The organism is Enterobacter chuandaensis, assembly GCF_039718975.1.
Lineage (GTDB): Bacteria > Pseudomonadota > Gammaproteobacteria > Enterobacterales > Enterobacteriaceae > Enterobacter > Enterobacter chuandaensis.
Genome location: NZ_CP097173.1, coordinates 3715692 through 3731207, shown reverse-complemented (window position 1 = coordinate 3731207; position 15516 = coordinate 3715692). Strand labels below are relative to the sequence as shown.

The window sequence follows — 15516 nt, the reverse complement described above, 5'->3', positions numbered from 1 at the left end:
AGTGAAATCGGACGAGATTAAACGCAGGCTATTTTATTTAGCCTGCGAATGTTTTCAGAGCAACAGAGGAAGCGTCGCGCTGGCGGTCTGTTGGCTGACGTCAGCGTAATGGCTATCTCGCGCAATCAGGGAAGTGGTCAGCAATTCGACCAGCAGCATTACCCCAACTTTGGCATTAAGCGCCCCTGCGCTAAGCGGGCCTTCAGGCTTGGCGGCCACCAGCAGCATATCGCTAAGGGAGGCGAGAGGGCTGCGCGGGGTATTGCTGAGCGCCAGAACCTTCACGCCGCGCTTGCGGGCAAGCTTCACCACGTGCAGGAGATCCCGCGTTGAACCGGAGCTGGAGATGGCCACGACCAGCGTCTCTGCCGAAAGCGTCGTCGCGTTCATGGCCGCGCAGTGCATATCGCTAAACAGCTGCGCGGGTTTACCCAGTCGCAGCAGCTTGTAATGCAGATACTCGCCGAGTATAGCGCTGGCCGCGACGCCATAAATCTGCACGGACTGCGCCTGATGCAGCGCCAGTGCGGCTTTTTCAAGCAGTGACCGGTCAAGGAGCCTGGCGGTATCCTGCAGAGCCTGCACTGACTCATCCACCACAGTATCAATTTCATCCCCGGTCTCACGCGCGGGCTGGCTCTGCTGAATATCCAGCGCCAGTGCCATTTTGAATTCGTTATAACCCTTGCAGCCCAGCGTCCGGCAAAGACGCGTCACGCTGGCCTCGCTGGTGTGGCTCTCGCGCGCCAGTTCAGTGATCGTCAGGTAGAGCACCCGGGCAGGATCGCTGAGAACAAACTCACCGAGTTTTTGTTGCGTTGGGCTGTACCCGGAAGCCTCCTGGCGTAGCTTCAGCAGCAGGTTTTCATTGTCTGACATGCTCGATCCTTAATGCGTTTCTCTGCGACTAGTGTGGCGGAAAGCGGGGGAAGGATGCCAGTCATTTTGAAAAAGTATGATCGTCCTCCTGGTTTTTGATGATAATTTTCTCTATTAAAAATTAATATGGTAAAAATTTTCATCGTTTAATGGGGGGATGAAAAAATGATGCAAATATTCAGTGGGGCTTCTTCAGGGGGATGGTTTGAAAAAGCGCAGCGCTTTGGCAAATCCTTTATGTTGCCTATTGCCGTGTTGCCCGCAGCGGGTCTGCTGCTCGGTATCGGCGGGGCGTTATCAAATCCCAATACGCTGGCGGCCTATCCGTTTTTAGATGTGGGCTGGCTGCAGGCCATCTTCACCATCATGAGCAGCGCCGGTTCAATTGTGTTTGCAAACCTCTCGGTGCTGTTTGCGGTTGGGGTAGCCGTCGGGTTGGCAAAAAGGGATAAGGGCACGGCTGGTCTGGCGGCGCTACTCGCGTTTCTGGTGATGAACGCCACCATCAACGCGCTGCTGATCCTCACGGGTAAACTGGCGCATGAAAACCCTGGAGCCGTAGGGCAGGGCATGACCCTGGGTATTCAGACGCTGGAAACGGGCGTGTTTGGCGGCGTGGTTATTGGGCTGGTGACGTGCGCGCTGCACCATCGTTTCAACAAGATTGCGCTTCCGCAGTTCCTGGGCTTTTTTGGCGGCTCGCGTTTTGTCCCCATTATCAGTTCGCTGGCGGCGATACTCGTTGGCGCGCTCATGACCGTGATCTGGCCGCATTTCCAGAAACTGATTTTTGGTCTCGGCGGGCTGGTGGATGCCACCGGTTATCTGGGCACCCTGCTGTACGGCTTCATTTTACGCATGCTTGGCCCGTTTGGTTTGCACCACATCTTCTATCTGCCGTTCTGGACCACCGCGCTTGGCGGCAGCGAGATTGTTAACGGCCATCTGGTGGAAGGCACGCAGCGGATCTTCTTCGCTCAGCTCGCCGACCCGAACACGCAGCACTTCTATGAAGGCACATCGCGCTTCATGTCCGGGCGTTTTATCACGATGATGTTTGGCCTGCTCGGCGCGTGTCTGGCTATGTACCACACGGCGAAACCGGAGAACAAAAAGCGGGTTGCCGGGCTGCTGCTCTCTGCGGCGTTAACCTCGTTCCTGACGGGAATTACCGAGCCCATCGAGTTCTCCTTCCTGTTTATTGCCCCGGTGTTGTACGTCATTCATGCGCTGTTTGACGGGCTGGCGTTTATGTTCGCGCACATGCTGCACATCACCATCGGGCAGACCTTCTCCGGCGGCTTTATTGACTTCGTGCTGTTCGGCATTTTGCAGGGAGAGGCAAAAACCAACTGGATGTTCGTTCCGCTGGTCGGCGTGCCGTGGTTCTTCCTCTACTACTTCACCTTCCGTTATCTGATTAACCGCTTTGATTTCGCCACGCCGGGCCGGGAAAAGGAGGCGATGGTTGATGACGTCAGCCTGCCGCAAAGCGAGCGCGCCGTTGCGGTGATCGCCGGGTTAGGCGGAAAAGAGAATCTGGAAGAGGTGGACTGCTGCGCCACGCGGCTTCGCGTGACGGTGAAGGACGGCAGCAAAGTGAATGACACGGCGCTGAAAGCCACCGGCGCGCGCGGCGTTATCGTGCGCGGTAACGGTGTTCAGGTCATCTATGGCCCGCACGTCACGATTATCAAAAACGAAGTGGAAGAGATCTTATCGTAATGAAAACTGTACTGGATACCCTGAAAGGAAAACTGGTCGTCTCCTGTCAGGCGCTGGAAAATGAACCGCTGCACAGCCCGTTTATCATGTCGCGGATGGCGCTGGCGGCGGCACAGGGCGGAGCCGCCGCCATCCGCGCCAACAGCGTGGTGGATATCGCGGCCATTAAACAGCAGGTCTCTTTGCCTGTCATCGGCATCATCAAACGGGATTACCCGGAAAGCGGGGTGTTTATCACCGCCACGATGAAAGAGGTGGATGAGCTCATGGCTGTCTCTCCGGAAATCATTGCCCTTGATGCGACGGCGCGGGAACGTCCTGGCGGTGAATCCCTGGAAACGCTGGTGACGCGCATCCGCTCACGTTACCCCTCGGTACTGCTGATGGCGGATATTTCCACGGTTGAAGAGGCCGGAACGGCGCAGGCGCTTGGCTTTGACTGCGTCGGCACTACGCTTTACGGCTATACGGCGGAAACGGCAGGTCATTCGCTTCCGGAGAACGACTGCGCGTTCCTGAAGGCTGTGCTGGCTGCCGTGACGGTTCCCGTGATTGCCGAAGGCAACGTGGATACCCCCGATCGCGCGGCCCGTTGTCTGGCGCTGGGCGCGCATACGGTTGTCGTCGGCGGGGCGATCACCCGCCCACAGCAAATTACCGGGCGTTTTATGGCGGCGATTGGCGCGCAAAGCACCGATGGAGCATGACCATCCGGCGGGGATCTGCGATACTTATCGTTTATCCCCTTTACTGAGATGACTATGCAGTACCCGATTAACGAGATGTTCCAGACCCTGCAAGGCGAGGGTTACTTTACCGGCGTTCCCGCTATTTTCATTCGTTTACAGGGATGCCCGGTTGGCTGTGCCTGGTGTGATACCAAACATACGTGGGATAAGCTCGCAGATCGGGAAGTGTCGCTGTTTAGCATACTGGCGAAAACCAAAGAGAGCGATAAGTGGGGCGCGGGCAGTGCAGAAGATCTGCTGGCGATTATTGGTCGCCAGGGCTGGACGGCGCGCCACGTGGTGATCACCGGCGGTGAACCCTGCATCCACGATCTGACGCCGCTGACCGAGCTGCTCGAAAAGAACGGCTACAGCTGTCAGATTGAAACCAGCGGCACCCATGAAGTGCGCTGCTCGCACACCACCTGGGTGACGGTATCGCCAAAAGTGAATATGCGCGGCGGGTATGACGTGCTGTCTCAGGCGCTGGAGCGCGCGGATGAAATTAAGCACCCGGTAGGGCGCGTGCGCGATATCGAAGCCCTGGACGAACTGCTGGCGACGCTGACGGATGAGAAGCTGCGGGTGATTGCCCTGCAGCCGATCAGCCAGAAAGAGGATGCGACGCGTCTGTGCATTGAAACCTGTATTGCGCGTAACTGGCGCCTGTCGATGCAGACGCACAAGTACCTGAATATTGCCTGAAAAAAAGCCCGGTGGCGCTAGCGCTTACCGAGCCTACGGTTCGAGGCTTTTGTAGGCCGGGTAAGGCGAAGCCGCCACCCGGCAAGCATCACTCCCCGCGATAGATACAGCCAGCGGTACAGGTCTCTTTGATCATCACCGCGCTCAGCAGCGGCACCAGCGGCTTCATCTGATCCCAAATCCATTTTGCCAGCACTTCGCTGGTCGGGTTTTCAAGGCCCGGGATATCATTCAGGTAATAATGATCCAGACGATCGTAGGTTGGCTTAAACGCGGCCTTCAGTTCGGCAAAATCCATGATCCAACCGGTATGCGGATCAACTTCACCGGTGATCTCAAGACGCACCATAAACGAATGCCCGTGCAGGCGGCCGCATTTATGTCCTGCAGGAACGTGCGGAAGGTGGTGGGCGGCTTCGAAGGTGAAATCTTTAAACAGTGTGGTGGACATGATCGCTCTCAGTAATGCGGAAAAAACCGCCGCATAGTACCGGAAAGCACAATTTTTAGCATTAACTAAAACGGCTCTGAACGGTGAACGCCCGGTATTCAGGGTGATTATTGTTTTTTATTCTTTTATTTCAAATGGTTATTCAATCGGTTTTATCGCTAAGAACGATAACTAAAACAGGTTAGTCCATTTGGTTATTTATTATTTCCATCCCTTCTTTAATTGTTATTATCCACGCCGTTAACCTTATCTTCAGTTTGGATTTATTCGCTTAAAGTCCGCTTGGCTACTGGAACATAACGACGCATGACAACACAGGCCCCACCTTCAAATTTGCTTCCCCTTAACCCGGAGCAACTGGCGCGCCTTCAGGCTGCCACCTCTGATTTTTCTCCCACTCAGCTTGCCTGGGTCTCCGGTTATTTCTGGGGAATGCTCAACCAGCAGCCTGGCGCTGTGGCTGGCGCACCGTCAACGGCCGTGGAAATTCCTGCCATTACGCTGATCAGCGCCTCGCAGACGGGCAACGCCCGCCGCGTGGCCGAAGCGCTGCGTGATGACCTGCTCGCTGCAAAACTGAACGTGAACCTGGTCAACGCCGGGGATTATAAATTCAAACAAATCGCGTCGGAAAAACTGCTGGTGGTGGTCGCCTCAACGCAGGGCGAAGGTGAACCCGCTGAAGAAGCGGTGGCGCTGCACAAGTTCCTGTTCTCGAAAAAAGCGCCAAAACTGGATGGCACCGCGTTTGCCGTCTTTGGCCTGGGCGATACCTCCTATGAATTCTTCTGCCAGTCCGGTAAAGACTTCGACAGCAAGCTGGCAGAGCTGGGCGCTGAACGCCTGCTGGACCGCGTAGATGCGGATGTGGAATACCAGACTGCCGCCGCCGAATGGCGTGCGCGCATCGTTGAGGTGCTGAAAGCCCGCGTCCCGAAAGAGTCGCCAGCGCAGGCCGCCGTGACCGCTGCGGGCACCGTCAATGAAATCCACACCAGCCCGTACACCAAAGAGTCGCCGCTGACGGCGAGCCTGTCGGTGAACCAGAAAATTACAGGCCGCGATTCTGAAAAAGACGTGCGCCATATTGAAATCGATCTTGGCGACTCGGGCCTGCGCTATCAGCCCGGCGATGCCCTGGGCGTCTGGTATCAGAACGATCCGGCGCTGGTGAAAGAGCTTGTCGAGCTGCTGTGGCTGAAGGGTGACGAGCCCGTCACCGTTGACGGCAAAACCCTGCCGCTCTCCGAAGCGCTGCAGTGGCATTTCGAGCTGACGGTGAACACGCCGAATATCGTCGAAAATTACGCCACCTTAACGCGCAGCGAATCCTTGCTGCCGCTGGTGGGCGACAAAGCGAAGCTGCAGCATTACGCCGCGACGACGCCGATTGTCGATATGGTGCGCTTCTCTCCGGCGCAACTGGATGCCGATGCGCTGGTTGGTCTGCTGCGTCCGCTGACCCCACGCCTCTACTCCATCGCCTCTTCGCAGGCTGAAGTGGAAAGCGAAGTGCATGTTACCGTTGGTGTAGTGCGCTACGACATCGAAGGCCGCGCCCGCGCGGGTGGGGCGTCGAGCTTCCTGGCCGATCGCGTGGAAGAAGAGGGCGAAGTGCGCGTCTTTATCGAGCACAACGACAACTTCCGCCTGCCAGCGAACCCGGAAACCCCGGTGATCATGATTGGCCCGGGCACCGGCATTGCGCCGTTCCGCGCCTTCATGCAGCAGCGTGCCGCAGATGAAGCGCCGGGTAAAAACTGGCTGTTCTTCGGCAACCCGCACTTTACCGAAGATTTCCTCTACCAGGTTGAGTGGCAGCGCTATGTGAAAGAAGGCGTACTGACCCGCATTGACCTGGCCTGGTCCCGAGACCAGAAAGAAAAAGTATACGTACAAGACAAACTGCGCGAACAGGGCGCAGAGCTGTGGCGCTGGATCAATGACGGTGCCCACATTTATGTCTGCGGCGACGCCAATCGCATGGCGAAAGACGTTGAGCAGGCACTGCTGGAAGTGATTGCCGAATTCGGCGGTATGGATGCCGAAGCGGCGGATGAATTTTTAAGTGAGCTGCGCGTAGAGCGCCGTTATCAGCGAGATGTCTACTAATGAGCGAAAAACATCCTGGCCCACTGGTGGTCGAAGGCAAACTGTCTGATGCCGAGCGCATGAAGGTAGAGAGCAACTACCTGCGCGGTACCATTGCCGAAGATTTAAATGACGGTCTGACTGGCGGCTTCAAAGGCGACAACTTCCTGCTGATCCGTTTCCACGGTATGTACCAGCAGGACGACCGCGATATCCGCGCCGAGCGCGCCGAACAGAAGCTGGAGCCGCGCCACGCGATGCTGCTGCGCTGCCGCCTGCCGGGCGGGGTGATCACCACCAGACAGTGGCAGGCCATCGACAAATTTGCGGGTGAAAACACCATTTATGGCAGCATCCGCCTCACTAACCGTCAGACCTTCCAGTTCCATGGGATTCTGAAGAAGAACGTGAAGCCGGTACACCAGATGCTCCACTCCGTCGGGCTGGACGCGCTCGCGACCGCCAACGACATGAACCGTAACGTGCTCTGCACTTCGAACCCGTACGAGTCCGAGCTGCATGCCGAAGCGTATGAGTGGGCGAAAAAGATCTCCGAGCACCTGTTGCCGCGCACCCGCGCCTATGCGGAGATCTGGCTCGATCAGGAGAAAGTCGCCACCACCGACGAAGAACCGATCCTCGGCCAGACCTATCTGCCGCGTAAGTTTAAAACCACGGTCGTGATCCCACCGCAGAACGATATCGATCTGCACGCCAACGACATGAACTTCGTGGCGATTGCCGAGAACGGCAAGCTGGTTGGCTTTAACCTGCTGGTGGGCGGCGGCCTGTCCATTGAGCACGGTAACAAGAAAACCTACGCCCGCACCGCGAGCGAGTTTGGCTTCCTGCCGCTGGAGCACACGCTGGCCGTGGCGGAAGCGGTAGTGACCACCCAGCGCGACTGGGGCAACCGTACCGACCGTAAAAACGCGAAAACCAAATACACCCTGGAGCGTGTGGGCGTTGAAACGTTTAAAGAGGAAGTGGAACGTCGCGCGGGCATCAAATTTGAGCCGATCCGCCCTTACGAATTTACCGGTCGCGGCGATCGCATCGGCTGGGTGAAAGGCATCGACAATAAATGGCACCTGACGCTGTTTATTGAAAACGGTCGTATTCTGGATTATCCGGGCCGTCCGCTGAAAACCGGTCTGCTGGAAATTGCGAAGATCCACAAAGGCGAGTTCCGCATTACCGCTAACCAGAATCTCATTATTGCCGGCGTGCCGGAGAGCCAGAAGGCGAAGATTGAGAAGCTGGCGCGCGATCACGGGTTAATGGATGCGGTTAAGCCGCAGCGTGAAAACTCGATGGCCTGCGTGTCGTTCCCGACCTGTCCGCTGGCGATGGCGGAAGCGGAACGTTTCCTGCCGTCATTCACTGACAAAGTGGAAGCGATTCTGGAAAAACACGGGATTCCGGACGAGCATATTGTTATGCGCGTGACGGGCTGCCCGAACGGCTGCGGCCGTGCGATGCTGGCCGAACTCGGTCTGGTAGGGAAAGCGCCGGGTCGCTATAACCTGCACCTGGGCGGTAACCGTATCGGCACGCGCATTCCGCGCATGTTCCGCGAGAACATCACCGAGCCGGAAATTCTTGATTCCATCGACGAGCTTGTCGGGCGCTGGGCGAAAGAGCGCGAAGCGGGTGAAGGCTTCGGCGACTTTACGGTGCGTGCGGGCATCATTCGCCCGGTGCTCGATCCCGCAAGGGATTTCTGGGAGTAACCACGAGAGGTAATTATGTCCGTACTCGATCTAAACGCCCTTAATGACTTGCCAAAAGTCGAACGCATTCTGGCCCTGGCAGAAACTAACGCCCACCTTGAAAAGCTGGACGCCGAAGGGCGCGTGGCGTGGGCGCTGGAAAACCTGCCGGGAGACTATGTGCTGTCGTCGAGCTTTGGTATTCAGGCGGCGGTCAGCCTGCATCTGGTGAATCAGATCCGTCCGGACATTCCGGTGATCCTCACCGATACCGGCTATCTGTTCCCGGAGACCTACCAGTTTATCGATGAGCTGACGGATAAGCTCAGGCTGAACCTCAAAGTCTACCGCGCGACGGAAAGCGCGGCCTGGCAGGAGGCGCGCTACGGCAAGCTGTGGGAGCAGGGCGTTGAGGGCATTGAGAAATACAATGAGATCAACAAGGTTGAGCCGATGAACCGGGCGCTGAAAGAGCTTAACGCCCAGACGTGGTTTGCCGGCCTGCGCCGCGAGCAGTCCGGGAGCCGCGCAACCTTACCTGTACTGGCGGTACAGCGCGGCGTGTTCAAAGTGCTGCCGATTATCGACTGGGATAACCGCACGGTGTATCAGTACCTGCAAAAACACGGGCTCAAGTACCATCCGCTGTGGGATCAGGGCTACCTGTCCGTGGGGGATACCCACACCACGCGCAAATGGGAACCGGGAATGGCGGAAGAAGAGACGCGATTCTTCGGGCTGAAGCGCGAGTGCGGGCTGCACGAAGGGTAAACTCTCACTGCCCCTCACCCCTGGCCTCTCCCCTTTGGGGAGAGGGTTAGGGTGAGGGGTGGGGAAAAAATAACGCACTACGCTTTCCCCGCTTTCGCCAGCTCCTTCACCAGCGGCAGCATCACCTTCACCACGTCTCGGCTGCGGTGTTCAATCCGCTGCGGCAGGGCGCGATCGATATGCTGCTGATTATCCAGCATCACATTATGCCAGCTCGTTCCGTCCGGGAAGGCCTTTGATTTGGCCCGCTGCTGGTAGCCGTCTTTTTCCCCCAGCGTCCAGTTTGTTGCTTCCACGTACAGCACCGGAATGCCCGCTTTATCGAACACTTCGCCGTCGTTACAGCAGCCCGTTCCACGTGGATAAGCCGGATTTCCACCGGGATTACTGGTGGCATAAACCCCATGGCTGCGGGCAATCGCCAGCGCCCGGTCGCGCGTCAGCTTGCGCACGGTACCCGGCGTACTCTGTCCGCTGTTGAAATAGAGCTTATCGCCAACGATTAAATTATCGAGGTTAATCACCAGCAGCGTATTTTTCTTCTCCTCAGCGCTCATCCGCTTAAGGAGATTCTCAGCGCCGAGTTTCCCTTCTTCTTCACCGCTGGTCGCCACAAAGCGAATACCGTATTTCGTCGGAATATTTTTAAGGCGTTCAGCCAGTTCAAGCATCACGCCGAGGCCTGCTGCGTTATCGTCCATGCCCTGCAGCGTCAGACCGCCGAGGTTGTTATCCGTATCGGCATCGCTCATCGGGGCGTAGGTATCCAGGTGCGCCATAATAATAATCTGTTCAGCCGCGCGACCTTCGTGCGCGGCAATCACCGTACTGCCGGTCACGTTATGCCAGTTTTTTGTTTTATTGCGTGAGGTATAGACGTAGCGGCTGTGAAACGAGCGGATATCGCTCTGGTAGCCCATATCGGCAAACTGCTGGCGAATATAGTCGGCGGAGAGCATCTCCGCGGGTGAGCCGGTCATGCGGCCAGGGAAGACGGTGGCAATATGCCGCGCCTGCATATTGGCGATTTCACCATAAGGTTGATTTTTTGCCTGAGCCGGAAGGATAAAGCAAACGCCGAGCGCCAGGGCAGCAATACGGTGGCGCGTTGCGGAAAACATAGTGAGTCCTTAAAAACAGAGCAAAATAATAACCCGCCTAGTATGAAACTGTGATCGTCCATACACAATTTGAATTGCTCTTAAATGCCCGAAATTTCGCGTGTTAAGCATTTTTTGGTATTTGCTTTTTCACGGCGTTATTCCATTGAGTAACTACTCATTCCAATTCGTAATTTCATTCGATCTAAGCCGCCCCCTATAGTCCCTCTATTCCTCGTTGTTAGTGAGTTGTTGCCTGTGGACTATCTGCCCCTTTTTGCCGCCTTAAAAGACCGACCGGTACTAATTGTCGGCACGGGTGAAATTGCCGAGCGCAAAATCGCGTTTTTGCAGCGCGCGGGGGCGCAGGTGCGGGTCGTTGCAGAGGCGGATTTTGACGAGTCGCAGATCGACAGCGTGGTGCTGGTGATTGCGGCTACTGAAAATCACGAACTTAACCGGCGGGTTTCCGACGCGGCCCAGGCCGGTCACCGCCTGGTGAACGTGGTGGACGACCAGCCGTTATGCTCGTTTATCTTCCCGTCAATCGTTGACCGTTCGCCGCTGCTGGTGGCGATCTCTTCCGGCGGCACCGCACCGGTGCTGGCGCGCGTTCTGAGGGAAAAAATCGAAGCGCTGCTGCCGACCAGTCTCGGACGCATGGCGGAGAAAGCGAGCTACTGGCGAAATCATCTTAAAACGCGTTTGACCAGCGTGGCGGAACGTCGTCGCTTCTGGGAGCGCGTGTTTCGCGGCCGCTTTGCCAGCCTGATGCAGGCGGGCAATGAGACGGCGGCACAGAAAATACTCGAAGACGAGCTGGATAACCCCGGCAGTACGGGCGGGGAGATCATTCTGGTGGGCGCGGGGCCGGGCGATGCCGGTCTGCTGACGCTGCGTGGCCTCCAGGTTCTTCAGGATGCGGACGTGGTGTTCTACGACCATCTGGTTACCGACGGCGTGCGCGAGCTGATCCGTCGCGACGCGGAGCAAATCTGCGTCGGCAAACGGGCGGGCGAGCACTCCGTCCCGCAGCATGAAACCAATCAGATGCTGATTGACGCCGCGAAAGCGGGCAAGACCGTGGTGCGCCTGAAAGGGGGCGATCCGTTTATCTTCGGGCGCGGTGGTGAAGAACTGCAGGCGGCAGCCGAAGCGGGCGTCCCGTTCCAGGTGGTGCCTGGCATCACGGCAGCATCGGCGGTGACGGCCTACGCCGGTATCCCGCTGACCCACCGCGATTACGCCCAGAGCGTGACCTTTGTGACCGGCCACTACAAGGCCGACAGCACGCCGTTCGACTGGTCGCATCTCGCCCAGAGCCGCCAGACGCTGGCGATCTACATGGGCACGATGAAGGCGGCAGACATCAGCGAACAGCTTATTCAGCACGGTCGCGAGGCGGCGACGCCGGTAGCCGTGATCTCTCGCGGTACGCGCGTCGATCAGCACGTTGCGACGGGCACGCTGGAACATCTTGCAACCCTGGCGAAAGACGCCCCGATGCCTGCCCTGATCGTGGTGGGAGAGGTGGTGCAGCTGCACAGCACGCTCGCCTGGTTTCAGCACACAACCGATACAGAAGGCTTCGGCGCTTCTGTTGTAAATTTGGCTTAAGGAACGGTTATGGACCAAAAACGACTTACTCACCTGCGGCAGCTTGAAGCGGAAAGTATCCATATTATCCGCGAAGTGGCCGCCGAGTTTTCTAACCCGGTGATGATGTACTCCATCGGTAAAGATTCCAGCGTGATGCTGCACCTGGCGCGTAAAGCGTTTTATCCGGGTACGCTACCGTTCCCGCTGCTGCATGTGGATACCGGCTGGAAATTCCGCGAAATGTACGAGTTCCGCGACCGCACCGCGAAGGCCTACGGCTGCGAGCTGCTGGTGCACAAAAACCCGGAAGGGGTGGCGATGGGCATTAACCCGTTCGTTCACGGCAGCGCCAAGCATACCGATATCATGAAAACCGAAGGGCTGAAGCAGGCGCTGAACAAATACGGTTTTGACGCGGCCTTCGGCGGCGCGCGCCGTGACGAGGAGAAATCCCGCGCCAAAGAGCGTATCTACTCCTTCCGCGACCGCTTCCACCGCTGGGATCCGAAAAACCAGCGCCCGGAGCTGTGGCACAACTACAACGGCCAGATCAACAAGGGCGAAAGCATTCGCGTCTTCCCGCTCTCGAACTGGACCGAGCTGGATATCTGGCAGTACATCTATCTGGAAAACATTGAGATCGTTCCGCTGTATCTGGCCGCCGAGCGCCCGGTGCTGGAACGTGACGGCATGCTGATGATGATCGACGACGATCGCATTGACCTGCAGCCGGGTGAAGTGATCAAAAAACAGATGGTCCGTTTCCGTACCCTCGGCTGCTGGCCGCTGACCGGCGCGGTGGAATCCAGCGCGCAGACGCTGCCGGAGATTATCGAAGAGATGCTGGTGTCTACCACCAGCGAGCGACAGGGGCGCGTGATTGACCGCGACCAGGCAGGCTCCATGGAGCTGAAGAAACGTCAGGGTTATTTCTAAGGAGCCGCCATGAACACCACTATTGCTCAACAAATTGCCAACGAAGGCGGCGTAGAAGCGTATCTGCATGCCCAGCAGCACAAGAGCCTGCTGCGCTTTCTGACCTGCGGCAGCGTCGATGACGGGAAAAGTACCCTGATTGGCCGCCTGCTGCACGATACGCGACAGATTTACGAAGATCAGCTCTCTTCCCTGCACAACGACAGCAAGCGTCACGGTACCCAGGGTGAAAAACTCGACCTGGCGCTGCTGGTCGACGGCCTGCAGGCGGAGCGCGAGCAGGGCATCACCATCGACGTGGCCTACCGCTACTTCTCTACTGAAAAGCGCAAATTTATTATCGCCGACACCCCGGGGCACGAGCAGTACACCCGCAATATGGCGACCGGTGCCTCCACCTGCGACCTGGCGATCCTGCTGATGGACGCCCGTAAAGGCGTGCTGGATCAAACCCGTCGCCACAGCTTTATCTCCACGCTGCTTGGGATCAAACACCTGGTGGTGGCGGTGAACAAGATGGATCTGGTGAACTTCAGCGAAGAGAAATTCGAGGAGATCCGCCAGAGCTACCTGACCTTTGCCGAACAGCTGCCGGGCAACCTGGATATTCGCTTTGTGCCCCTCTCGGCGCTGGAAGGGGATAACGTCGCCTCCCAGAGCACGAACATGCCGTGGTACAGCGGCCCGACGCTGCTGGAAGTGCTCGAAACCGTTGAAATTCAGCGCGTGGTCGACACTCAGCCGATGCGCTTCCCGGTGCAGTACGTGAACCGCCCTAACCTCGATTTCCGCGGCTTCTCCGGCACTATCGCTTCTGGCTCAGTGAAGGCAGGACAGCGCGTGAAGGTGCTGCCATCCGGCGTGGAGTCAGCGATTGCGCGTATCGTGACCTTCGACGGCGATCTGCCTGAGGCCGGTGCGGGTGAAGCGGTCACGCTGGTGCTCAAAGACGAAATTGATATCAGCCGCGGCGACCTGCTGGTCGACGCGCAGGAAACGCTGGCGGCGGTGCAGGGCGCGTCCGTGGACGTAGTGTGGATGGCAGAACAGCCGCTGACCGCGGGCCAGAGCTACGACATCAAAATTGCGGGCAAGAAAACCCGCGCCCGCGTGGACGGCATTCAGTTCCAGGTGGACATCAACAACCTGACCCACCGTGACGTGAGCGAGCTGCCGCTGAACGGTATTGGCCTGGTGGATCTGACCTTCGACGAGCCGCTGGTGCTGGATCCGTATCAGCAGAACCCGGTGACGGGCGGGCTGATCTTTATCGACCGTCTGACGAACGTTACCGTTGGTGCGGGGATGGTGCGTGAGCCAAACGAGCAGGCGACCGCGGCCTCTGAATTCAGCGCCTTCGAGCTGGAGCTTAACGCACTGGTGCGTAAGCACTTCCCGCACTGGGGCGCCCGCGATCTGCTGGGAGGCAAGTAATGGCCGCCCATGATGAGAACGTCGTCTGGCATCCTCATCCGGTCACCGTCGCCCAGCGCGAACAGCTCCACGGTCACCGTGGGGTTGTGCTGTGGTTTACCGGGCTGTCAGGCTCGGGTAAATCCACGGTAGCGGGCGCGCTGGAAGAGGCGCTGCATCAGCAGGGGGTGAGTACCTACCTGCTGGATGGCGACAACGTGCGTCACGGCCTGTGCAGCGATTTGGGCTTTAGCGACGACGACCGCAAAGAGAACATCCGCCGGGTGGGAGAAGTCGCCAGCCTGATGGCGGACGCCGGGCTGGTGGTGCTGACGGCGTTTATCTCTCCGCACCGCGCCGAGCGCCAGATGGTGCGCGAGCGCGTGGGCCAGGATCGCTTTATTGAAGTGTTTGTCGATACGCCGCTGGAGATTTGCGAAGCGCGCGACCCGAAAGGGCTGTACAAAAAAGCGCGTGCCGGCGAGCTGCGAAACTTCACCGGAATTGACTCGGTTTACGAAGCGCCTGAATCGCCTGAAATTCACCTGGAAGGTCAACAATTGGTAACAAATTTAGTAAGCCAATTATTAGACCTGCTCAGACGGGACGATATTATCAGATCCTGAGGCGGTATCGTTCGGGAGCTGTCTTCCCGCACGATGAGTCACGGTCACAGGATTAGCTATGCGCAACAGTGAAAACTACATTATCACCACCGGGTCGGAACCGTTAACCACCGACGATGAGACGACCTGGTCCTTCCCTGGGGCGATAGTCGGCTTTGCGTCGTGGTTACTGGCGCTGGGTATCCCGTTTTTGATCTACGGTGGTAACACCCTTTTCTTCTTTCTCTACACCTGGCCCTTCTTCCTGGCGCTAATGCCCGTTGCGGTCGTTGTAGGGGTTGCGCTGCACTCCCTTTTCAACGGCAGGCTCCTGTACAGTACGGTTATCACGATTGCCACCGTTGTCGCCATCTTTGGCCTGCTGTTTTTATGGCTGATGGGCTAACTTACGACATAATTAAAACCCCGCAGTAGAGTCCAGCGGAAAGTTATGGGATGATGATGCCGTTTTTTCAGGGGGCAGGATGGGTAAACTAACGCTGCTGTTGCTGGCTTTGCTGGTCTGGCTGCAATATTCGCTGTGGTTCGGTAAGAACGGACTGCACGACTACAGCCGGGTGAGCGATGACGTCGCGGCTCAGCAGGCAACTAATGCCAAACTTAAGGCGCGAAACGATCAACTCTTTGCTGAAATTGATGACCTCAATGGCGGCCAGGAAGCGATTGAGGAACGCGCGCGCAATGAACTCAGTATGACTAAGCCGGGCGAAACCTTTTATCGTCTGGTTCCGGATGCGTCTAAACGCAATCAGGGCTCAGCACAAAACAATCGATAATCAG

General features: G+C 57.5%; 15 protein-coding genes. 12 read left to right on the top strand and 3 right to left on the bottom strand.

Going from position 1 to position 15516, the window contains the following annotated elements; translation table 11 throughout:
• Window positions 1-54: 54 nt before the first annotated feature.
• On the bottom strand, window positions 55-879 hold the full coding sequence (locus tag MX657_RS17965; RefSeq protein ID WP_119916231.1) for a MurR/RpiR family transcriptional regulator: 825 nt from the start codon (window positions 877-879) through the stop codon (window positions 55-57).
• Between the two features lie 165 nt (window positions 880-1044).
• Between MX657_RS17965 and MX657_RS17960 the strand changes: the two genes are divergently transcribed.
• Genes MX657_RS17960 through queE form a run of 3 tightly spaced genes read left to right on the top strand, consistent with a single transcriptional unit; the run spans window position 1045 to window position 4037 of the window.
• On the top strand, window positions 1045-2604 hold the full coding sequence (locus MX657_RS17960; protein ID WP_346806288.1) for a PTS transporter subunit EIIC: 1560 nt from the start codon (window positions 1045-1047) through the stop codon (window positions 2602-2604).
• A complete protein-coding gene (locus MX657_RS17955; RefSeq protein ID WP_346806286.1) occupies window positions 2604-3311 on the top strand; it encodes an N-acetylmannosamine-6-phosphate 2-epimerase in 708 nt (235 codons plus the stop codon). Before MX657_RS17960 ends, MX657_RS17955 begins: the two co-directional genes overlap by 1 nt.
• 54 nt (window positions 3312-3365) lie before the next feature.
• Window positions 3366-4037: a 7-carboxy-7-deazaguanine synthase QueE gene (gene queE, locus MX657_RS17950; RefSeq protein ID WP_119916228.1), complete on the top strand. Its 672-nt coding sequence runs from the start codon at window positions 3366-3368 to the stop codon at window positions 4035-4037.
• 88 nt (window positions 4038-4125) lie between these two features.
• On the opposite strand, the gene queD is transcribed toward queE, so the two are convergent.
• Window positions 4126-4488, bottom strand: coding sequence for a 6-carboxytetrahydropterin synthase QueD (gene queD / locus MX657_RS17945; RefSeq protein ID WP_119916227.1), 363 nt, complete (start codon window positions 4486-4488; stop codon window positions 4126-4128).
• A gap of 306 nt (window positions 4489-4794) precedes the next feature.
• On the opposite strand from queD, the gene cysJ reads away from it, so the two are divergent.
• Genes cysJ through cysH form a run of 3 tightly spaced genes read left to right on the top strand, consistent with a single transcriptional unit; the run spans window position 4795 to window position 9062 of the window.
• Window positions 4795-6600 (top strand): NADPH-dependent assimilatory sulfite reductase flavoprotein subunit, encoded by a 1806-nt coding sequence (gene cysJ, locus MX657_RS17940; RefSeq protein ID WP_346806284.1) that lies wholly within the window; start codon window positions 4795-4797, stop codon window positions 6598-6600.
• On the top strand, window positions 6600-8312 hold the full coding sequence (gene cysI / locus MX657_RS17935; protein ID WP_080330137.1) for an assimilatory sulfite reductase (NADPH) hemoprotein subunit: 1713 nt from the start codon (window positions 6600-6602) through the stop codon (window positions 8310-8312). The genes cysJ and cysI overlap by 1 nt, the downstream gene beginning before the upstream one ends.
• 15 nt (window positions 8313-8327) lie before the next feature.
• Window positions 8328-9062, top strand: a complete 735-nt coding sequence (cysH, locus tag MX657_RS17930) for a phosphoadenosine phosphosulfate reductase (RefSeq protein WP_032675427.1) — start codon at window positions 8328-8330, stop codon at window positions 9060-9062.
• Window positions 9063-9139: 77 nt separating this feature from the next.
• On the opposite strand, the gene MX657_RS17925 is transcribed toward cysH, so the two are convergent.
• Window positions 9140-10183, bottom strand: a complete 1044-nt coding sequence (locus tag MX657_RS17925; RefSeq protein WP_119916223.1) for an aminopeptidase — start codon at window positions 10181-10183, stop codon at window positions 9140-9142.
• A 246-nt stretch (window positions 10184-10429) separates the two neighbouring features.
• On the opposite strand from MX657_RS17925, the gene cysG reads away from it, so the two are divergent.
• From cysG to ftsB, 6 genes are all read left to right on the top strand, one after another.
• Entirely contained in the window at window positions 10430-11779 is a 1350-nt protein-coding gene (cysG, locus tag MX657_RS17920; protein WP_346808572.1) for a siroheme synthase CysG, read from the top strand.
• Window positions 11780-11788: 9 nt separating this feature from the next.
• Complete coding sequence (gene cysD / locus MX657_RS17915) at window positions 11789-12697, top strand: sulfate adenylyltransferase subunit CysD (protein WP_006811770.1); 909 nt, start codon at window positions 11789-11791, stop codon at window positions 12695-12697.
• A 9-nt stretch (window positions 12698-12706) separates the two neighbouring features.
• On the top strand, window positions 12707-14131 hold the full coding sequence (cysN, locus tag MX657_RS17910) for a sulfate adenylyltransferase subunit CysN (RefSeq protein ID WP_346806280.1): 1425 nt from the start codon (window positions 12707-12709) through the stop codon (window positions 14129-14131).
• Window positions 14131-14736 carry an adenylyl-sulfate kinase gene (gene cysC, locus MX657_RS17905; RefSeq protein ID WP_028014242.1) on the top strand — a complete coding sequence of 202 codons (606 nt, stop codon included), beginning with the start codon at window positions 14131-14133 and terminating at the stop codon, window positions 14734-14736. Before cysN ends, cysC begins: the two co-directional genes overlap by 1 nt.
• Before the next feature lie 58 nt (window positions 14737-14794).
• Window positions 14795-15121 carry a DUF3561 family protein gene (locus tag MX657_RS17900; protein WP_061097242.1) on the top strand — a complete coding sequence of 109 codons (327 nt, stop codon included), beginning with the start codon at window positions 14795-14797 and terminating at the stop codon, window positions 15119-15121.
• Window positions 15122-15200: 79 nt separating this feature from the next.
• A complete protein-coding gene (gene ftsB, locus MX657_RS17895) occupies window positions 15201-15512 on the top strand; it encodes a cell division protein FtsB (protein WP_003862095.1) in 312 nt (103 codons plus the stop codon).
• Window positions 15513-15516 lie beyond the last annotated feature (4 nt).